This window comes from Polaribacter sp. R2A056_3_33, assembly GCF_019278485.1.
Classification (GTDB): domain Bacteria; phylum Bacteroidota; class Bacteroidia; order Flavobacteriales; family Flavobacteriaceae; genus Polaribacter.
Genome location: NZ_CP058984.1, coordinates 1,285,480 through 1,307,711 on the forward strand (window position 1 = coordinate 1,285,480; position 22,232 = coordinate 1,307,711).

Consider the following 22,232-nt stretch of genomic DNA (forward strand, 5'->3'; position numbering starts at 1 on the left):
ATGTAAAAAAGTTTAAAATGTTCTCAACTTAACTTATTTTTATGAAAATTTTTTAATGAAAACTAAAATATTATTTCTTATTCTAATTTTACCTACCATAACAAACTGTAAGTCAACAAGTGTAACAAACCACGACGACACTATTACAGAAAAATATTGGAAACTTAAAACTTTATATGGAAATGAAATTAAAATGGAAGACAACCAAAAACGAGAAATAGCTATCACCTTAAAAACAAAGGACAATAGATTTAGCGGGTTTGCAGGTTGTAATTCAATTAATGGCGAGTATATTTTAGAGAAAGGCAATAAAATTAAATTCACAAAAGTTATTTCAACAAGAATGTTTTGTAATAATACTGATGAATCTAAATTATTAAAAGCAATTAATTCAACAGATAATTATACTATTAAAAATAATAGATTATCTTTAAATGTTGGTAAGAGAGCGCCTTTAGCAGTTTTTGAAGCTGTTTACATGAATTAAAAAAAGATGCGTATCCATTCAATTATCAAATTTATAAATTAAGCTATTATTCATGATAAAAAAATTATTTATTACCCCGTTTCAAAAGTTTGTAAAAATTGAAAGTTTTAGCGGAATCCTGTTACTAATATGTACTTTAGTTGCTTTATTTTGGGCAAACTCACCTCTTCATGAAAGTTACTCTTCTATCTTAGAATATAAAGTTGGTTTTTCAGGAGAAAATTTTGAATTGAAAAAATCTGTTTTATTTTGGATTAATGATGGTTTAATGGCTATTTTCTTTTTCTTAATTGGATTAGAAATAAAACGTGAAATTTTAATTGGAGAATTAAACACAGTTAAAAAATTAGCTTTCCCATTATTTGGAGCTGTTGGTGGAGCACTTATTCCTGTTGGATTATTTATGCTTTTAAACCAAAATCCAGAAACCTTTAAAGGTTGGGGAATTCCTATGGCAACAGATATTGCTTTTTCTTTAGCTGTATTAAACACCTTAGGAAAACGTATACCTCTTAGTTTAAAAATATTTTTAACTGCTTTTGCAATTGTAGATGATATTGAAGCTGTTTTAGTGATTGCTGTTTTTTACAGTGAATCTATTGAAGTTGCATTATTATTAATAGGTTTAGGATTAATAGCACTATTGTATGTATTAACAAATAGAGGGTATTACTCTAAATTTGTGATGATTTTTGTGGGTATTATCGTTTGGGTATTGTTCTTAAAATCTGGAGTACACCCTACTGTTGCTGGTATTTTAATTGCATTTTCTGTACCAATTAGACAAGAAATAAAAACAACTACTTTTCTTTCTCAATTAGAAGGTATTTACAATAGCATTAAAACTGCACCTGTATTAAAGGAACCTATATTATCTAATCAACAATTAAAATTAGTAGATAATTTAACCCATTGGAGTAAAAAGTTTCAATCTCCTTTACAGCATTTAGAACATAACCTACACAATTGGTCGGCTTATTTTATAATTCCTGTTTTTGCACTAGCCAATGCAGGTGTGTTAATAGATAGTTCTGTTCATATAGATATGGCTTTAGTCTTCCATATTATACTCTGTTTAGTCTTAGGTAAAGGACTAGGTATACCACTAGTTATATTGGTTGCAAAAAAATTAAATTTAATTCAAATACCTGCAGATATTCACTTTATACAAATTTTAGGAGTTTCATTTATTGCTGGTATTGGATTTACTATGGCTATTTTTATTGCTGGTTTGGCATTTTCAACATCACCAGAGTTTATTAGCTCTGCAAAAATAGGTATTCTTTTAGGCTCGCTTATTTCTGCGATAATTGGTTATCTTATTTTGAGATTTGCACCAGTTAAAGACTTTATTAAACTTTAATAAGTATTTAAAATCTTATTTATAAAAAAAGAGAAGCTTTTAGGCTTCTCTTTTTTTATATAATTACATCTTGTTTTATAAAACTGATTCTTTTTTCTGATTATAATAATTCAGTAAAGCATTTGCACTTATATTGCCGTTTATTAAAACAAATGGACTTCTGTAGTACTAAATTTACTTTTACCAAACCTCAACAAGTATATAAAACTGTATTTTAAAGTAATTTTAGCTACATATATAAACTTTTATCACATTTACAAGATTCTATTGACTTTGACTTTTAAAACCTCTTACGAGTTTTATTTTAACTCATTATTACTTCTTATATCAGTTCATTTTCAAATAATAGCACACAAACAGGTATAATCCAGATTGAAGCATTTGTTTGAGCTCTTTTTTGCCTTTTTCAGATAAAAAAATGAGTGATTTTCTACTGAGCTCAAGATAAACTCTAAGATATAAATAGCTTCGAAAAAAAAAAAAAAGAGAAGCCTTTCGACTTCTCTTTATCTATTTTTAATTTAAAATTAAGAATAAACACCCCAATTTCTTTTTAAATGCCAATTTGGTTTCCATTTAATATATCTAGAAGGATTAAAATGTGTATTTGTTAATTCTATTTTTAGGATTTGGATTGGTAAAATAGAAATGTTATGCTTTCCTTTTGGCCCATTTAAGATAAGAAAATGATATCGTTGGGATTTATCTCTATACTTTCTACTTGGCCCTAAATCATAAGGAATACACTTTCCAGTTACAATATTACCACCTACTGTTCTAAAAGTTAAATTCACTATCAATTTATCATTGATAGATTTCAAAAATTCTTTACGCATATTTTTATATAAATTTAAATAATCAACATTTTTATTTTTATTGTTGACAACTATTTTTGTAGTAAAAACCCACTCATAATAGAGTTTTTTGAACTACAGAATCATTATATAAATATTTAACTTGGTCGGAAGATTCTAATTTTGTACTTTTGAAGTAACAAAACCGAGTTGAGGTTAACTCTTCTTCTCTGTTTAATAATATAATTGGCCGTGAGAATCCATTAATATTAAAAAAACCAAGGGGCAATATTTATATTTCCCTTTTTTTATGCCTTGTTTTTACTACCTCAGCATGCTATTTTAATTCTTTAGAATAAGAAAGAAGCCTTTCGACTTCTCTCCTAATTTATTTTCTTACTAATTACCCTTCGCAACTAGCACATTCTTTCTTTTGCTTAAATTTCTGTGCAGCATTCATACTGTGTTGGTAATACATAGATTTTACACCTAATTTCCAAGCATTAATATAAACCGAATTCACTTCTTTAATTGGCATATCTGGATGTACCATAATATTAATTGACTGCCCTTGATCTATATGATTTTGTCTATTAGCTGCCTGATATACAATTACATTTTGATCGATTTCTGAATAGGTTTTAAACACCTCTTTTTCTGCTTCAGTTAAAACGCTTAAATGCTGTACAGAACCATCATTATCTCTAATACTTTTCCAAATATCTGATGTATTATGTCCTTTTTCTTCCAATAATGTTTCTAAAATTGGATTCTTAATTGTTGTTTTAATTTTTGCAATATCTTTTACATAGATGTTAGACCAAATTGGCTCAATTCCTTGAGATACTTGACCTAAAATAAATGCTGAAGATGTTGTTGGTGCAATTGCATTTAAAGTGGTGTTACGTCTTCCGTATCCTTTTAATACTTCTGGCTCACCATACAACTTAGCCATTTCTTCTGATGCTTTATAAGATTTTTCTTTAATCACCTTAAAGATTTCACTGTTTAAAGCATATGCTTCTGCACTGTCAAAAGCATGCATTTTAGATTGTAATAAAGAGTGCCATCCTAAAGCACCTAAACCTAAAGCTCTGTTTTCTTTAGCAAATTTATACGCTTTCTCCATAAAACGGAACGTAAACTGATCGTCTCTGTCAGATGAATCTTTGTATACTTCTAACTTAGTGATAAACTCCTGCATTACTGCATCTAAAAAGTACGTAAGTGTTTCTACTGCATCTGTATCTTTCCACTTATCATAATGTAATAAGTTTACAGATGATAAACAACATACAAAAGACCAATCTTCATTAGAAGGTAACATGATTTCTGTACACAAGTTACTCGCATAAATTTCGTGGTTTTTGTCCTTATAAACATCTACCGTTCCATTATTTGCGTTGTCTCTAAAAAGAATATATGGATACCCAATTTCTCCTCTTCTTTGTAATATTTTTGCCCAAATACCTCTTTTTTCTACATCACCATCAATCATTGCTTGCATCCATTCGTCACCAACGGTAACACCATGCGTTAATTCTTGAATTGGGTTTCCTTCTGTTCCTATTTCTAAAAATTCTTTAATATCCGGGTGATCTACTGGTAAATATGGAGAAAAACGTCCACGTCTTACAGAACCTTGACTTACAACATCTACCATTTTTTCGAACAACTGCATAATGTGTACAGAACCAGAAGATGAACCGTTGTTTTTTACATCGGCACCTCTTTTACGTAGCTTACCAAAGTAACCAGAAGTTCCTCCTCCTAATTTAGACATCATACCAACTTCTGATTGAGAGAACAAAATATCTCCCATATCATCTGCTACATGCGATCCAAAACAGCTAATTGGCAAACCTCTTTTTTTTCCAAAGTTAGACCAAATTGGCGATGCTAAAGAGTAATACCCTTCAGCCATATATTTGTAAAACTTATCAGAAAAACCATCCATTTTTAAAATACGTTCTGCATTATCTGCAATTTCACGTATTCTTTCTTCAGGTGTGGTATCTCCTGTTAAATAACCAGACTGTAAAAATTTACGACTATTTTCTGTTAGCCATGTAATTTCTGGTTGATCTTTACCTTTAAGCATTTCTTTCCTAGCAGCGTTTCTAACTTGAATTAACTGTTCGTGTTCTGTAAGTTCTGTTGTTTTTGTTTCGTTCAAGTTCATAATTTAAAATAAGTCGTCGCTAGTTATACTTTTTGTTCTTTTACTATAGTTGATTGATCTTTTTACAAAGAAATCACCATGTTTGGTTCCAATAATTTCATCATCAAACCAATCTGTTTCTGCTAATAATTTTTGATCTACCTCAAATACTTTTGCAATACCAATACTTTCTAAAGAATTATTAAATCTATTTTTAATAAATTCATTAATTACATCTTTAGGTAGAAAGTCTAATTCTCCTTTTTCAAAAATCCAATCGATTAATTTACTTTCAGAAAGAAACGCTTCTTTACAAGTTTCTTGAACCAATAAATTATGCTCTTCACTAAACCAATCTGGATTTTCTTCTTTTATAATTTTTATTAAATCGATACCAAAATCTCCATGAATCTGCTCTTCTTTAGAAGTAGCTTCTACCACGTTAGAAATTCCTTTTAGTACATTTTTATGCTTGTTAAAAGCCATTATAATCAAAAACTGAGAGAATAAAGATACGTGCTCTATAAATAAAGAGAACAATATTATAGACTCAGAAAACTCTTGATTGTCTTCACTATTTACATTCTTTAACGCGCCTTCTAAATAGTTAACACGTTTCATTATAACAGGGTTTTTCTTTAAGTTTTTAAACTCATTATTTAACCCTAAAATCTCTAATAAATGAGAATACGCATCATGATGACGCACTTCACTTTCAGAAAAAGTTGCACCTACAGAACCAATTTCTGGCTTTGGCATCTTTTTATAAATGTCTCCCCAAAAAGTTTTAACAGCAACCTCTATTTGAGAAATTGCCAACATGGTATTTTTTATTGCATTCTTTTCCACCTCAGTAAGAGATGTCTTAAAGTCCTGAATATCACTCGTATAATTAAACTCTGTATGAATCCAATAAGAATGTCTAATTGCATCCACATATTCTCCTAAAGCAGGATAATCATAAGGTTTTAAGTTAATCCTCTTCTCAAAAATATTTGGTTTTCTACTTCTAGTTTGTTCGTCTCTATATAATATGTATGCCTTTGCAACGTCATGAAAAGGACTGTCCATTAATTTATACTCTACTATATCTTGTACCTGCTCTACTGTAGGAATATAATCTGGTTCATTTAACCTTCTTTCTAATAATGTACCATGTACAATATTTGATATAGCAATAGCATCATTTCTAGAACCATTGTTAACGGTAAGCATTGCTTTTTCTATAGCATTAATAATTTTCTCTAACTCAAATGTGGTTGTTTCTGAGTCTCTTTTTATAATATGCGTAATTTCCAAGGTAAATGAAGGGTGTTTAATTGTTATTTTTAGTGTTAACAAAGATTGGATTTTTTGCTCCAAAATAAAAGTTATACTTATTCACAAAACCCTTGAAGTTTTTAACAAATTAACAGTTTTCCGAAATTTCACGCTAAAAAAATGATTTTTTAAAAATCTCATAACCATACAATTATCAATACAAAATCGCTGTAACTACTATCGATATTGAGTTTCTTAAAAGACCTCTATTAAATAATTTTTGTAACAATTATTTACTTTTTTTTTACTTACAATCTGTTACGTTGTACTTACAAAAAGAAAACAATTATTTAAAACCGCATTTTAGTAATATCAATTAATATAATCTTATATTTGCAGTATTATTAACATTTATATTATATTATTTTGAAAAAAGGGACAGTAAAATTCTTCAACGAATCTAAAGGATTTGGATTTGTAACAGAAGATGATTCAAACACAGAGTACTTTGTACATGTATCAGGATTAATTGACGAAATTAGAGAAGGTGACGCAGTAGAGTTCGACCTTAAAGAAGGTAGAAAAGGTTTAAATGCAGTAGACGTTAGAGTTCTATAATTTTAAATTTTTTGAAAAGAACAAGTCGCTTAATTTTTTAAGCGGCTTTTTTTTGTCTTATTTTTTTTCACAAAACGCCCCCTTTATAAAAAGTAAAGGATCATTTTAACTAATTGAGTATAATTATTTAGAAAACGGAGCTGTTTTAAAAACTTATTGGCAAGTATTTTCTTTTTTATAAGAACAAGTCGTTTAATTTATTTTAAACGAATTTTTTTTGCCTTATTTTTGTAAAAACTTTTATTTATAATGAAAAGTAGCTTCACAAAAACTGTACAAATTGCCATTATATCTGTCTACTTAATTTTTTTAGCAGGCTCTGTTGTTAGAATGACCGGATCAGGAATGGGATGTCCTGATTGGCCAAAATGTTTTGGGTATTATATTCCGCCTACAGCGGAAGAACAAATTACTTGGAAACCAAATTCTGAATTTAAAAAAGGTTTTATCATCATTAAAGACGAAGCTTTATTTGTTGCAGAGCACGATATAAAAACAACAGACCAATTTAATAAAAGCAATTGGGCTACTTATACAAAACACGATTACGCAAATTTCAACAAATACCATACCTGGACAGAGTACATTAACAGACTATCTTCTGTTTTAGCAGGTTTTGTTTTCTTATTCTTAATCTACGGAGCTACAAAATACTGGAAAACAGATAAGAGAATTCCAATACTTGCTTATACTGCTTTCTTTCTAATGTTAGTAGAAGCTTGGTTAGGAAAAACGGTAGTAGACACAAATTTAAAACCTTCTATAATAACTATTCACATGGTTATTGGTTTAATTATTATCGCGCTTTTATTACAACTAAAATTTATTACTTCAGACAAAAAGAAAACCTACAATTACAATTCATTATTTAGTAAATTACTTATTATTTCTGCCGTATTTTCTTTAATTCAAATAGCAATGGGAACTCAAGTAAGGCAATTTATAGACGAGCAAGTAAAGCTTTATGGTTTCGAAAACAAAGATTACAGTTTAATGAATCCGAGTTTTAAATTTTATTTTCACAGGTCTTTTACCATTGCAATTGTATTGATAAACTTTGTTTTATTTTACATAAATCAGGCTAAAAACTTAGGATACAAACTGGTAAACTGGGTAGTTGCATTAATCTTTTTAGAAACCATTACCGGAATGTTAATGTATTATGCAGAATTTCCTTTAGGTACGCAAGCAACACATTTATTGTCAGGTGCTATTTTATTTGGACTACAGTATTATTTATGGTTGCAAAGTAAACCGGTTAAGTAAACAGTATTCAGTCTCAGTTTTCAGCGGCTCACTTGAAAACAGCAAATTGAACACATAGCAACACAGAAAATATCGTTTTTTAAAACTTTGAAACTTATTTACAGACACCCCCTACTAGCCGATAGCGTGAGCGTATCGCTCGTGAAAATACCAATAAAATGTGGAGTAACCTCCACAAACTTACTCAACAATGTTTTAAGAAAAGATACGAGCGAGACGCTTGTACCAGCATTAAGGTTGAAACTAAGAACCGAAAATTAAGGATGCGCGTTCACCCAAACCTCTCCGTCTGAAAAATATTCTTTTTTCCAAATAGGAACCGTTTCTTTTAAAGTGTCAATTGCAAATTCACAAGCTTCAAAAGCGGCTTTTCTATGCTTAGAAGACGTAGTTATAATTACAGGAACTTCTCCAACCTGCAACATTCCTTCTGCGTGGTGAATGGCAATTTTTTTAATATCGAATTTCTCTAAAGCCAAATCTGCAATTTTTTGCATTTCTTTAATCGCCATTGGCTTATAGGCAGAAAAGTCTAATTGCATAACTTCTTTTCCTTGAGTATCATTTCTTACAGTTCCTATAAAAGCAGAAATTCCACCACAAGAAGCATCTTCTACAAAACGATAACACTCTTGTAAATCTAATTTATCTGAAGTAATTTTTATTGAAGTTCTTTTCATTGTTAAACAAAAATAGGAAAACAAAATTGTATTTTCGCAAAAATAAACGAATCGAAATTACAAGGGGTTTTCTGTACATTAGAAAGTTATAATAATCAATACAGATTACAAACATATGTTGCCTTGACAAAAATTATCTTTATGAAAAATATATTTAGAATTGTAAGTATTTTAGAAGGAGTTTCTTACCTATTATTATTATTTATTGCAACACCTATAAAATATTTACAAGATGACCCTTCTTACGTAAAAATGTTAGGAATGCCTCATGGAATTCTTTTTATGTTATATGTAGTATTGGCCATAGTTATCAAAAAAGAAATGAATTGGAACAATAAAACTTTAGGGATGGTTTTAATTGCTTCTGTGATTCCTTTTGGTACTTTTTATGTTGATAAGAAGTATTTTAAAAAATAACTGCTAGTACTCTTTTATAAAACTACATTAGCTTGCTTCTTTCCTTAAGGATAAAAACAAGCTTTTTTTTTACCCTCCGCTAACTGGCGGAATTACAGCAACAACGTCATTCTCTTTTAGAAGAAAATCATCCGTTGCATAACTTTCATTAACAGCAATTGCATAAGAGTTTAACTTTTCTAACTGCTGATACTTCCCTTTTAAAGAGTTTTTAAAATCTGCAACAGTAGCAACGTCAGCTATATTAAGTTCTAAAGCTGATGAACCTACTAAATCCGTGGTTATTCCGAAAAAAAGTACTTGAATTTTCATGTATCAAAAATATTAAAACATACTCAATCGAAGCAATAAACCATCGTTTTTAATTCCAGCGTGAAAAGATTTTACATAATCTACTCTTAAAAAACGCCATTTACCAAAGCCTATATTATCTAAACCAATAGAGTATTCTGTATACGGTTTTTTATCTGCCATCACTAAGGTTTTTGCTCCACCAACTAAATGAAGATTTAATTTATTTAACAACGGAATCTTCCCTAAAACAGCACCTTTAAAATCATGCTGAATATGTGCTTCTGCATATTTATCATTGGTATAAAATTTATAATATTCTAACAAACCAAAGCTACTTAACTCACGGTCTAACGGAAAAAGTAATTGATTTCCGTTGGCTTGTAAAAAGTCCATAAAAGCGATGTCTTTCTTTTTAAGAAACACACCTCCTCTAAGATTATAAGAAAACTCACCATAATTCCCTGCACTAATATCTTGTGTTAAATTTGCTGTAAATACATCTGAATTTAACTCAGAATTAGAAGCTCCAAAGCGTTTGGTATAATTAACATTCAGTGATGGATATTTATCACTATCTATGTTTTCTTTTCTATCTGGATAAGACAAATATTTTTGTCCGAATACAAAAGTAGCACCTACATTTAAAATAGCAATTTCATGCTCTTTAAACACTTCAATTACATCTGAAGGATTATTAGGCTTGTAACCTCCGTTTTTATCTTGCCCTGCAAAAGAGTAGTCCGTGGTATTAAAAAGTGGTTTTCTATTCGCATATTCAAATGATGTAGCTAGGTAAATTCCATTTACAATTTCTTCTGAATAATTAATTTTAGCAAACTCCTTTTCGTAAATTCTTAAATAATTTAACCTCCTCATCAAAGAACTAACGGTGTTATTTAATTTCATTAAAGGGTTCCTACCATTAAATTGAGCAGTTGTAACTCCTCCAGAAATGGTCATTCTAGGTCTAGAAATATCATTCCAACTTTTAGTTAAAAAGAAAGTGGGCCTTATGCGTTTGTCCGAAAAACCATAATTTACCTTTCCACCTACATTCCACCATTTTCCTGTATCATTTTGCTCTTTAAAATAACTACCTCCTAAAGAAACATTAAAACCCTGTACTGTATTAAAGTTAAAGTCATTAATTAAGCCATTATAAGAAATAGCCCATTTTTCAAAAGAGTTTTTATACGTATAACCAGTTATGGAAGAGAGTAAGTTAAACTTGTTTTGTTTTTTATTTACAGAATCTAAATATTTTTTAGATTTTCTTACCACCTTTAAACTGTCCTTAAATTTATAATCATCAGTTTCTTCATTCGTTAAAGGTACAGGTCTTAAGGCATTCCAGTACAAGGTATCTTTTTCAGTTGCTTGTTTCTCAAACGATAAAACCTCATTAGTAAACGTGTCTTCGTTATATTTTGGTGTAAAATTATATGCAGAATATGCTGATGAAAAGCGGCCATCAAAATTAAAACCTAATGCATCTACTTTAAAATCTATACTCTGACTAATTAGCACCCAAGCATCGTTTGCTTCTGAATAATTATAGTTTTGTTTTAAATTTAAAACATCTACAATGGGTATGTTTACTTGAGCTCCGGTAACAGAAACATCTGCGCCATAAATTGCCCAATCATCTTCTACAATATATAAAAAACCATTAAAAACACGATCATTTTTACGCTTAGGAAGCAATTTTATTTTATTGATGAGTTTGCCATTTGTATCATAAAAAGATCCTTCTAACTTAAAGTTATAATAACCAAAAGCATTGGTAGATATTGGCGAAATTAAATCGCTACCAAAAGTAACACTATTATCATAAAAATTAATATTCGCATCTTCTGCCCTATTAAAACTAATACCATTATCTGTTCCGCTTACTTTAGAAGCAATAATTTTTTCTTTAAACTTTTTCGGATTTTTCTGAAAATGAATTTCAGAAACCGTTTCAGAAAGATAAATAATTCCGCTTCTTGTAGAATCTAATGCTCCGCCAAAATCGCCCAAATTTTTACCTAAAAACTTCTCTGGAGCATCTTTAATTTTATACAAACCTCTAGAGTAAAATTTAGCTGTATACTTTGCATACTTATCTGTATTTTTATCTTTACTTGCTATTGTGTTTCTAATAATTCTATTTGCAGGATTGTCTTTTGTAGAGATAGAAATTTCTGCTAATTGTACGTTTTCTTCTTCTAATTGAACATTTAATTCAAAAGGAAAAGATGTAATATTTATTTCTTTTTTTAACGTTGTATAGCCTAAAATTTGAAAAACAATAGTATGTTTTCCTTTTTTGGTAATGCTTAAAACATATGTTCCGTCATCATTAGAAGTTGTTCCTGTAACAGTTTCATCCAAATAAATACTAACAAATGATAAAGGTGTATTATTTGTATCTGTAATGTTTCCTTTTACTTGTGCTAAGACAGATATTGATAAGCAGAAAAATAGAAGAAAAGTATATTTTTTCATAGTTTGGTTGTGTTGATAAGAACAAACATAAACTTTATGATCGACCTAAATCTTTAAAATTTGTTAAACAACAAAAAATAGTGCCCTAACTTAAAGGTGTTTAAAAAAATAAAAGACCTAATTTTATAAAAATTGACACCTATCAAAAGATTTGAAAATTAATCTTCTCTTTCACTGAAAATCATATCTTTGTAAGCTTAAACAAGCAAAGACTTATTATATGAGCGATTCTAGAAAAAGACACGAAGCTTTATTATATCACGCAAAACCAAAACCAGGAAAAATAGAAGTGGTTCCTACTAAAAAATATGCCACTCAACACGACTTAGCTTTGGCATACTCACCAGGTGTTGCTGAGCCTTGTTTAGAAATTGAAAAAGACAAAAACAATGCTTATAAATATACTGCTAAAGGAAATTTAGTTGCTGTAATATCTAATGGAACTGCCGTTTTAGGTTTGGGAGATATTGGTCCGGATGCCTCTAAACCTGTAATGGAAGGTAAAGGATTACTTTTTAAAATATTTGCAGATATCGATGTTTTTGACATTGAAGTAGATGCAACAGATGTAGAACTTTTTATACAAACCGTAAAAGCAATTGCACCTACTTTTGGTGGAATTAACTTAGAAGATATAAAAGCACCAGAAGCTTTTGAAATTGAAAGACGATTAAAAGAGGAATTAGATATTCCGGTAATGCACGATGACCAACACGGAACAGCAATTATTTCTGCTGCAGCCTTAAAAAATGCGATTGACATTACCAATAAAGATATTAGTAAAGTAAAAATTGTAGTTAACGGAGCTGGAGCTGCGGCAATTTCTTGTACCCTTTTATATTTAAAACTAGGTGTAAAGAAAGAAAACGTAGTAATGTGCGATAGTAAAGGTGTTATTAGAAGCGATAGAGACAACCTTACTTCTCAAAAAGCCGAATTTGCAACCGACAGAGATTTACACACTCTAGATGAAGCAATGCATGATGCTGATGTATTTATTGGTTTATCGAAAGGAAATGTAGTTACTCCACAGATGCTTTTAACCATGGCTAAAGACCCTATTGTTTTTGCAATGGCAAACCCTGTGGCCGAAATAGACTACGATTTAGCAGTTACTACAAGAAAAGATATTATAATGGCTACGGGAAGATCTGACCATCCTAACCAAGTGAATAATGTACTTGGATTTCCATTTATTTTTAGAGGAGCTTTAGATGTTAGAGCTACTAAAATTAATGAGGAAATGAAAATGGCAGCCGTTCATGCTTTAGCCGATTTGGCTAAAAAATCGGTACCAGAACAAGTAAACATTGTTTATGATGAAGTAAGTTTGGCGTACGGAAGAGAATACATTATTCCAAAACCATTTGATCCAAGATTAATTTATGAAATTCCACCAGCAATTGCAAAAGCTGCGATGGATTCTGGTGTTGCTCTACAACCAATTGAAGATTGGGATAAATATAGAGAAGAATTAATGGAGCGTTCTGGTTCTGGAAATAAAGAGATTAGACTTTTACACAATAGAGCAAAAAGTAATAGAAAACGTATTGTGTTTGCAGAAGCAGACCATATAGATGTTTTAAAAGCTGCACAAAGAGTACATGATGAAAAAATTGGGGATCCAATATTATTAGGAAGAAAAGAAGTAATCTTAGCTTTAAAAGCAGAAATAGGATTTACTGCAATTGTACCAATTATAGATCCAAAAACCGATGAAGAAGCAGAACGTAGAGAGCGTTTTGGAAAAATTTATTGGAAAAATAGAAGACGTAAAGGACGTACTTTATCTGAAGCAACAAAATTAATGCGAGAACGTAATTATTTTGCTGCAATGATGGTGAATGAAGAAGAAGCAGATGCATTAATTACAGGATATTCTAGACCTTACCCAACTGTTTTAAAACCAATTTTAGAACTTATTGAAAAAGACAAAGGAATTACTAAAATTGCTGCAACCAACTTAATGTTAACCAAACAAGGTCCGTTATTTTTAGCAGATACTACAATTAACATAAATCCTACGGCAAAAGAATTGGTGAAAATTTCACAAATGACTGGTAATTTTGTAAAAATGTTTGGTATGAAACCAAACATGGCAATGGTTTCTTTTTCTAACTTTGGATCTTCAAGTTCAGAAACTTCTAAAAAGATAACCGAAGCTGTTTCTTACCTACACAGACACTTTCCAGACACTATTATTGATGGAGAATTACAAGCAGATTTTGCTTTAAATCCAGAAATGTTAGCAAAAGAATTTCCGTTTTCGAAACTAAATGGTAAAAAAGTAAATGTTTTAATATTCCCTAATTTAGAGTCTGCAAACATTACTTATAAGTTAATGAAACAATTAAACCACGCAGAATCTATTGGTCCAATAATTTTAGGATTAAGTAAACCTGTACATATTTTACAATTAGGCTCTAGTGTAGATGAAATGGTAAACATGGCTGCATTGGCTGCTGTAGATGCCCAAGAAAAAGAAAAAAGAAGTAAAATTTAATAATATCTAGCTTAAGGTTAATTTGATGTAAGAATCGAGTTTAAATAAAATAGAGATTAGACATTTATTTGTTATCATTTAAAGTCTAATCTCTATGATTTATAAAATATAAATTGCGCTCACACCTAACCTAAAATAAATTCTTACTTTAGAGGCTTATAAAAAGAAATATATGATTACACAAGTTAGAGGAAGGTTGGTAGAAAAAAACCCAACAGAAGTTGTTGTAGATTGCAATGGAGTTGGTTATTTATTACATATTTCTCTAAATACTTTCTCTAGTTTACCCGATGATGAAGCTGTTGTTTTATACACACATTTATCAATAAGAGAAGACGCACACACCCTTTTTGGTTTTTTTACAAAAACAGAGAGAGAAGTTTTTAAGTTGTTAATTTCTGTTTCAGGTGTTGGACCAAGTATTGCAAGAACAATGTTGTCATCTATGACATCAGAAGAAATACAACATGCTATTGCATCAGAAAATGTACCACTCATACAATCTGTAAAAGGAATCGGTGCAAAAACAGCACAAAGAGTTATTGTAGATTTAAAGGATAAAATTTTAAAAACCTTTAATATTGATGAAGTTTCTACTTTTACAAGCAATACCAATAAGGATGAAGCGTTATCTGCTTTAGAAGTTTTAGGGTTTAATAAAAAGCAATCAGAGAAAGTGATCTCAACAATTTTAAAAGAAAACCCGGAAGCTACCGTAGAAAACTTAATAAAACTAGCCTTAAAAAATTTATAAGAATTTTGAAAAATTTTTTGAAAAAAATATTTTTATTTCTTGCTTTTGCTTTCATAGCAAACACCTCTTATGCGCAAACAGATAAGGATACAGATTCCATAACAGTAAAAAAAGACACTCTAGACTTAAGATATAACTTTAAAAAAGAGCAAACTGGTGGTTTATTTTTAGATTATCTGGCAGAGAAAGAAATTATTTTTGATAAAGATTTAAACAGGTATGTAATTTTCGAAAAAATAGGCGATTACTACACCAAAACCCCCATTTATCTTACACAAAGAGAATACGCAGATTATCGTTTAAAACGAGATATGACGCAATACTACAAAGACAAAGTAAGTGCTACGAACTCTAACAAAAAAGGATCTAAAGAAGCTCAAAAAGATCTACTACCAACATATTATGTAAAATCTGACTTATTTAAAACTATTTTTGGAGGGAGTGAAATTAAAGTAACACCTACTGGAAGCTTAAATTTAAAGCTCGGTTTTATTTATCAGAATACAGAAAACCCACAATTATCCGAAGAAAACAGAAGTAGTTTTACGTTTGATTTTGATCAACAAATTAATGCAAGTATTCGTGCACAAGTAGGTACACGTTTAGATTTCACAGCAAATTACGACACACAATCTACTTTCGATTTTCAGAATTTAGTAAAAATTGGTTACGAGCCAACAGAAGATGATATTTTACAAGGAATAGAAGCAGGTAATGTTTCTATGCCTATTAAAAACTCTTTAATAAACGGAGCTCAAAGTCTTTTTGGGGTAAAAACACAATTAAAATTTGGGAACACTAATATAACCGCTGTTTTCTCTCAACAAAACTCAGAAAGTACCACAACTGTTGCAGAAGGTGGTGCTTCTATACAAGAATTTCAATTAAAGGCTACGGATTATGATAATGATCGTCACTTTTTCTTATCACAATATTTTATAGATAACTACGCAAACTCTCTTAAAAACTATCCTTTAATTAACAGTCAGGTTAGTATTACAAGAGCAGAAGTTTGGATTACCAATACAAGCTCTAGTACAGAAGATTATAGAAGTATTGTAGCTTTAGCAGATATTGGAGAATCTAATACGGATGTTTTGGTAAATCAAACAGGAGAAGTACAACCTACAAGTCCGCCAACAACCACAGGTGGAAATATTCCAACAAACGAATCGAATAATTTATCTAATTTACTAACTACAACTAGTGGTATTAGAAATATTTCTACCGTAAATAGTACTTTACAACCTTACAACATGAGTGAGGGTACAGATTATTCTGTATTAGAAAATGCAAGAAAATTGAACACTAGTGAGTTTACGTTAAACTCTCAATTAGGTTTTATTTCTTTAAATAGAAGGTTAAACGATGGTGAAGTTTTAGCGGTTGCTTATGAATATACAATTGCAGGTGGCGTTTCTGGAAGTACAAAAACTTCTTTTAAAGTAGGTGAATTTTCTAACGATGGTATTCAAGCTCCACAAACTCTAGCTGTAAAATTATTACGTAGTGAAATCTTAAAAACTAACAGAGAGAGAGTTGTTAATGGTGCTACTATTACAGAATCTTTTCCTACATGGCGTTTAATGATGAAGAACGTGTATGCATTAGGTACTTTTCCTTTATCTCAAGATGGTTTCTATTTCGAAATTCAATACAGAGATGACCAAACAGGTATTTCTTCTAATGTTTTACAAAATGCAAATACAGCAGGCATACCTAACCTACCATTAATACAGGTTTTTAAGTTAGACCAATTAGACCAAAGTCAATATAGAACTCCAGACGGATATTTTGATTATGTAGAAGGCATTACCGTAAATTCTCAAAACGGATTTATCTTTTTCCCAGAACCAGAACCTTTTGGTAATGATTTAGTTCAACAAAACACCAATGATGTTGGTTTAGATGAAACGGTAGATAACAATTATTTATTTAAAGAACTTTATTTAAACACCAAAATAAACGCACAAAACAACTATCAAAATAAAGACAAGTATTTCTTAAAAGGATATTTCAAATCAGAAAATTCTGGAGGAATACCAATTGGAGCATTTAACGTACCAAGAGGATCGGTTACCGTAACTGCAGGAGGTAGACAATTGGTAGAAGGTGTAGATTATGTGGTAGATTATCAATTGGGTCGTGTGCAAATTATAGACACTGGCTTGCAAGCTTCTGGAACTCCAATTAGTGTTTCTACAGAAAACAACGCGGTGTTTAATCAACAACGTAAAACCTTTATGGGGGTTGATGTTGAACATAAGTTTTCAGATAAATTTATTATTGGTGCCACCATTTTAAATGTAAATGAAAGACCTATTACTCCAAAAGTTAATTTTGGTTCAGACCCAATAAACAATACCATGTTTGGGGCAAATATAGATTACACTACAGAGGTTCCTTATTTTACAAAATTGGCAAATAAATTACCTTTTGTAGACACAGATGTACCTTCTAATTTATCGGTTAGGGCAGATATGGCATATTTGCTTCCAGGAACGCCAAGTGGTATTGATGTAGCAGGTACTGCAACTTCTTATATAGATGATTTTGAAGCTTCTCAAATACCAATTAGTATCTTATCACCATTAGATTGGCATGAGGCAAGTACTCCAAAATTTTTCACAGGTTTTAATGGAGATCAAGAAGATTTATCTTACAATTACCAAAGAGGAAAATTGGCATGGTATAATGTAGACCAAATTTTCTACGGAGCTGGAGATACACCATCAAATATTAATGCAGCAGAACTTTCTAGAGCAGAAACAAGACAGATTAATTATAGGGAATTATTCCCTAATGTGCAGTTAGATATTACACAGAACTCAGTAATAAGAACTTTAGATTTAGCTTATTTTCCATCTGAAAGAGGTTCTTATAATTTTGATACTGGTATTAATGTGAAAGCAGACGGAACTTTCTCTGACCCACAAAATAGATGGGCGGGAGTTATGAGAGCTTTAACAACCAACAATTTTGATCAAGCAAATGTTGAATATGTACAGTTTTGGGTAATGGATCCTTATGAAAATTATTCCATTACCGAGACAGAAGGTTTACCTATAGGCATGAATCCGGAAGATCCATCAAACCAAATTGGAGATTTATACATAAACTTAGGTAATGTTTCTGAAGACATCTTAAAAGATAGTCGTAAAATGTTTGAAAACGGTTTACCAGAAACTGGTGGAGAAATAAATACCGCAGAAACAACTTGGGGAAAAGTACCAACAAACTCATCTATAATTTATGCTTTTGATGAAAATGATGAATCTAGAGCAAACCAAGATCTTGGATATAATGGTTTAAATGATGCTGAAGAATTTGCGAAGTACAGTACAACTCTTCCTAACTTTAGTAAATTAAACCCTAATGATCCTGCATCAGATAATTTTCAATATTTTAGAGGTAGTGAGTTAGACGCAAATCGTGCTTCTATAATTACTAGGTACAAAGATTACAACAATACACAAGGAAATTCTCCAACCTTAAATCAATCTACAGAAAGCTACCCTACTTCATCTACAACCTACCCAGATGTAGAAGATATTAATAAAGATCAGACCATGAATACCGTAGAAAGCTACTACGAGTATAAAGTTTCTATGAATAGAAATGATTTGGTTGTTGGAAAGAATTTTATTGTTGATAAAAAAACAACAGATGTAACTTTAGAAAACGGAGCAAACCAAACAACAACTTGGTATCAATTTAGAGTACCTATTAGAAGCGGAACACCTGTAAATGGTATTTCAGACTTTAATAGTATTCGTTTTGTTAGAATGTTTTTAACTAGTTTTAAAATACCAGTAGTACTTCGTTTTGGAGAGTTAGATTTGGTACGTGGAGACTGGAGACGTTATACAAAAACATTAGACGAATCTATTTCTACACCAGAAGATTTAGATGAAAATGAATTAAAAGATTTTGAAGTTGGTGTTGTAAGTATAGAGCAAAATGAAGGAAGCTACATTCAGCCTCCAGGAATAGAAAGAGAGCAATTACAAGGTAGTACAAGCGTACAATTACAAAATGAACAATCTGTAACATTAAAAGTAAATAATTTACCTGCAAACGAAACCAGAGCCATTTATAAAAACATAAGCATTGATTTAAGACGATTTAAAAATTTAAAAATGTATATGCACCTTCAAAAAAATGAAGGAGCACTTGCCATTAATGATGATGATTTTTCTGCAGTTATAAGATTAGGTACAGATTTAGATGATAACTTTTATCAAATAGAACTCCCTTTAAAAGTATCTCAAAATGGTACTTCTGCTTTAGATATTTGGCCAGAAGCAAATAATTTAGATGCTTTTCTAGAAACTTTTGGATTGGTAAAATTAGAAAGAGACAGAGCTGGTGTTGCCATTACAGACATCTATACATCTATTGAGCAAGATGCCGAAATACCTTATACAATTTCAGTAAAAGGAAACCCAACTTTAGCAGAATTAAAAACAATTGTTTTAGGAGTAAAAAACAAAACAACAACTCCAATTAGTGGTGAGGTTTGGTTTAATGAGTTGCGTTCTTCTGGTTTTGATAATGAAGGTGGATGGGCAGCTGTACTAAATGCCGATGCAAATTTTGCAGATGTAGCAAATGTATCTTTATCTGGTAGTATGTCTACCGTTGGTTTTGGTAATGTAGAAGACAGAGTAGGACAACGTAGTTTAGATGAAACAAAACAATATGATGTTGCTACTACTATAAATTTAGGTAAAGTATTAACTCCTAAAAAATGGGGAATTCAATTGCCAATGAGTTATAGTATTGGTGAACTTTATATAGATCCAAAATACGACCCTCAGTTTCAAGACGTAGAATTAGCAGATGCTTTAGGTGAAAATGAAAATAGTGAGTTTTCTAGAGATTATACCAAAAGAACAAGCATTAGCTTTACAAACGTTAAGAAGAATAGAAATCCTAATTCTACAAAAAAACCTAAGTTTTATGATGTAGAAAACGTAGCTGTTTCTTATGCTCATAACAAAGAATATCAACGAAATTACAACATTAAAAAACGTATTAACGAAAGTGTAAGAGCTTCTGCATCCTATAATTTTAGTTTCGACTCTAAACCATTTGAACCATTTAAAAATAATGATTCTATTTTTAGAAATAAATATTGGCAGCTTATAAAAGACTTTAATTTTAATCCAATCCCTAAAACTTTTGCAATTAATTCTAGTATCAACAGAAATTATAACGAACAACAATCTAGAAATTTAGTTTCAGGTTTATCGGCTCAACCAGAATTAAAACAACGTAGATTTTTATTCGATTGGGATTATACCATCGGTTTCGATTTAACAAAATCGTTACAAGTAAACTTTAATGCAACCAACAGTTATATTTACGATACTTTTGGTAGCAATGATGAAATACAGGTTTTTGATGACTTTTTTAATACCGGAAGAGCAAATCATTACCATCAAGCATTAAACGGAACGTATAATTTACCTATCGATAAAATTCCTTTTTTAAAGTTTATAAAAGCAGACTATGCATATACTGCAGATTTTGACTGGCAAGCAGCTCCTCAAAATACGATAGACGTTAATGGTGTTGATGTCCCTTCTGTAAACTTAATAGGAAACACGATACAAAATGCAAATACACACAATTTAAATACCACTATTAATTTTGATGCTTTTTACAAAGGGCTTGGTTTCGAAAAATTATTATTGACTAAAAATCAACGTAAAAGTGCAAAAGGAGATCAAGGTACTGGTTTACCAAGAACTCCTGGTAGAGTTAAGCAAAACAAAAAATTATCTATCGGTAAAAAGATCTTAAAAGGTACTTACGATGTTCTAACTTCGGTAAAACAAGGGAAGATAAGTTATTCAGAAAACAATGGTCAATTATTACCAGGGTATACAGAAGATGTTGGTTTTTTAGGAGGTGCTCCTACTTCTTTTGCTTTTGGTAGCCAAGTAGATATTAGAAATAAAGCTTTAGAACAAGGTTGGTTTGTGTCTCGAAACAATGGAGAAGAATATTATAGTAAAACTTACAGCAAAACACATTACAATAAATTAGATTACACATTTACATTAAAGCCAATTAAGGATTTAAATATAGATGTTAGAGGTAATAAAATACAAACAAGAGATCTCTCTCAGCAACTAGACCTTGTATCTGGCAGCAATGAATTTGAAAATACCCCTTTCTTTGAAACAGGAAACTTTAGTACCAGTTACTCTATGATTTCTACTGCATTTACAGACGGAGATGTTTTATTTCAGAATTTAAGAGATTATAGAAGTATAATTTCAAACAGATTAGCTACAGAAAATTTAGTACCTGCAAGTGGTTTTGGAACCAATAGTCAGCAAGTTTTATTACCTGCATTTGTAGCTGCTTATTCTGGTAAAAGTCCAGATAAAGTAAATACCGGTCTTTTTAGAGATATTCCTATACCTAACTGGACATTGCGTTACAATGGTTTAATGAAGTTTAATTTCTTCAAGAAAAACTTTAGTAATTTTGTAGTTTCACATGGTTATAGATCTTCTTACACTGTATCTAGTTTTACCAATAACTTACAGTATGATGCCAATAACCCTTACGCAAACATAAATGCTGCCAACAATTATGAATCAGAATTATTAGTATCTGCAGTTACTTTAGTAGATGAATTTTCTCCACTAATTAAACTAGATATGAAAATGAGAAACTCATTTTCTTTAAGAGGAGAAATAAAAAGTGACAGAACGCTTACTATGAATTTTAACAACAGCACCTTAACAGATATTTCTGGAACAGAATTTATATTTGGAATGGGATATGTTTTTGAAGACGTAAAATTCAATACACGTTTTACAGGAAAGAAACAAACACTAAAAGGAGATGTCAATTTAAGAGCAGATGTGTCTTTAAGAGATAATATTACACAAATTAGATCTGTAGATGAAGATAATGATCAAATTAGTGGTGGACAAAAACTTTTTTCTATTAAATTTACCGCAGATTATAGATTAAGTAATAGTTTAACCGCATCATTCTATTACAACCATCAAACATCTAGATATGCAATCTCTACCACTTTTCCTAGACAAGCGATTAATGGAGGATTTAATATTATTTATAACTTAGGAGGAAATTAAACATAACAACAAAAACTATTTAAAAAA

General features: G+C 30.6%; 14 protein-coding genes. 8 read left to right on the forward strand and 6 right to left on the reverse strand.

Annotated elements, in window-relative coordinates:
- Positions 1–55 precede the first annotated feature (55 nt).
- Positions 56–487 (forward strand): META domain-containing protein, encoded by a 432-nt coding sequence (locus H0I29_RS05415; protein ID WP_218731833.1) that lies wholly within the window; start codon positions 56–58, stop codon positions 485–487.
- A gap of 52 nt (positions 488–539) precedes the next feature.
- Positions 540–1,850, forward strand: a complete 1,311-nt coding sequence (gene nhaA, locus H0I29_RS05420; protein ID WP_218731834.1) for a Na+/H+ antiporter NhaA — start codon at positions 540–542, stop codon at positions 1,848–1,850.
- Between the two features lie 527 nt (positions 1,851–2,377).
- Here the strand turns inward: nhaA and H0I29_RS05425 are convergent.
- The 3 genes from H0I29_RS05425 to H0I29_RS05435 all read right to left on the reverse strand — a co-directional run bounded on the left by H0I29_RS05425 (position 2,378) and on the right by H0I29_RS05435 (position 6,104).
- Positions 2,378–2,686, reverse strand: coding sequence for a hypothetical protein (locus H0I29_RS05425; RefSeq protein ID WP_218754688.1), 309 nt, complete (start codon positions 2,684–2,686; stop codon positions 2,378–2,380).
- A 361-nt stretch (positions 2,687–3,047) separates the two neighbouring features.
- The gene (locus H0I29_RS05430; protein WP_218731836.1) at positions 3,048–4,826 is read right to left on the reverse strand and encodes a ribonucleoside-diphosphate reductase subunit alpha; all 1,779 of its coding nucleotides are present in this window, start codon (positions 4,824–4,826) and stop codon (positions 3,048–3,050) included.
- Between the two features lie 3 nt (positions 4,827–4,829).
- Positions 4,830–6,104, reverse strand: a complete 1,275-nt coding sequence (locus tag H0I29_RS05435; protein ID WP_218733949.1) for a ribonucleotide-diphosphate reductase subunit beta — start codon at positions 6,102–6,104, stop codon at positions 4,830–4,832.
- A gap of 387 nt (positions 6,105–6,491) precedes the next feature.
- Here H0I29_RS05435 and H0I29_RS05440 point away from each other — a divergent pair, with 387 nt between their 5' ends.
- Positions 6,492–6,683, forward strand: coding sequence for a cold-shock protein (locus H0I29_RS05440; RefSeq protein WP_068447358.1), 192 nt, complete (start codon positions 6,492–6,494; stop codon positions 6,681–6,683).
- Positions 6,684–6,932: 249 nt separating this feature from the next.
- Positions 6,933–7,949, forward strand: coding sequence for a heme A synthase (locus H0I29_RS05445; RefSeq protein WP_218754689.1), 1,017 nt, complete (start codon positions 6,933–6,935; stop codon positions 7,947–7,949).
- 257 nt (positions 7,950–8,206) lie between these two features.
- Here H0I29_RS05445 and H0I29_RS05450 read toward each other — a convergent pair whose 3' ends face one another.
- Positions 8,207–8,629 (reverse strand): molybdenum cofactor biosynthesis protein MoaE, encoded by a 423-nt coding sequence (locus tag H0I29_RS05450; RefSeq protein ID WP_218754690.1) that lies wholly within the window; start codon positions 8,627–8,629, stop codon positions 8,207–8,209.
- A gap of 141 nt (positions 8,630–8,770) precedes the next feature.
- On the opposite strand from H0I29_RS05450, the gene H0I29_RS05455 reads away from it, so the two are divergent.
- Complete coding sequence (locus H0I29_RS05455) at positions 8,771–9,046, forward strand: DUF3817 domain-containing protein (protein ID WP_218754691.1); 276 nt, start codon at positions 8,771–8,773, stop codon at positions 9,044–9,046.
- 69 nt (positions 9,047–9,115) lie between these two features.
- Here H0I29_RS05455 and moaD read toward each other — a convergent pair whose 3' ends face one another.
- Positions 9,116–9,358 (reverse strand): molybdopterin converting factor subunit 1, encoded by a 243-nt coding sequence (moaD, locus tag H0I29_RS05460; protein WP_218754692.1) that lies wholly within the window; start codon positions 9,356–9,358, stop codon positions 9,116–9,118.
- A gap of 12 nt (positions 9,359–9,370) precedes the next feature.
- On the reverse strand, positions 9,371–11,827 hold the full coding sequence (locus H0I29_RS05465; protein WP_218754693.1) for a DUF5686 and carboxypeptidase regulatory-like domain-containing protein: 2,457 nt from the start codon (positions 11,825–11,827) through the stop codon (positions 9,371–9,373).
- Between the two features lie 220 nt (positions 11,828–12,047).
- Between H0I29_RS05465 and H0I29_RS05470 the strand changes: the two genes are divergently transcribed.
- The 3 genes from H0I29_RS05470 (at position 12,048) to sprA (ending at position 22,205) form a co-directional block, all read left to right on the forward strand.
- On the forward strand, positions 12,048–14,330 hold the full coding sequence (locus H0I29_RS05470; RefSeq protein WP_218754694.1) for an NADP-dependent malic enzyme: 2,283 nt from the start codon (positions 12,048–12,050) through the stop codon (positions 14,328–14,330).
- Positions 14,331–14,502: 172 nt separating this feature from the next.
- A complete protein-coding gene (ruvA, locus tag H0I29_RS05475) occupies positions 14,503–15,084 on the forward strand; it encodes a Holliday junction branch migration protein RuvA (protein WP_165731618.1) in 582 nt (193 codons plus the stop codon).
- 17 nt (positions 15,085–15,101) lie between these two features.
- Complete coding sequence (gene sprA / locus H0I29_RS05480) at positions 15,102–22,205, forward strand: cell surface protein SprA (RefSeq protein WP_254712702.1); 7,104 nt, start codon at positions 15,102–15,104, stop codon at positions 22,203–22,205.
- The last annotated feature ends 27 nt before the right edge of the window (positions 22,206–22,232 follow it).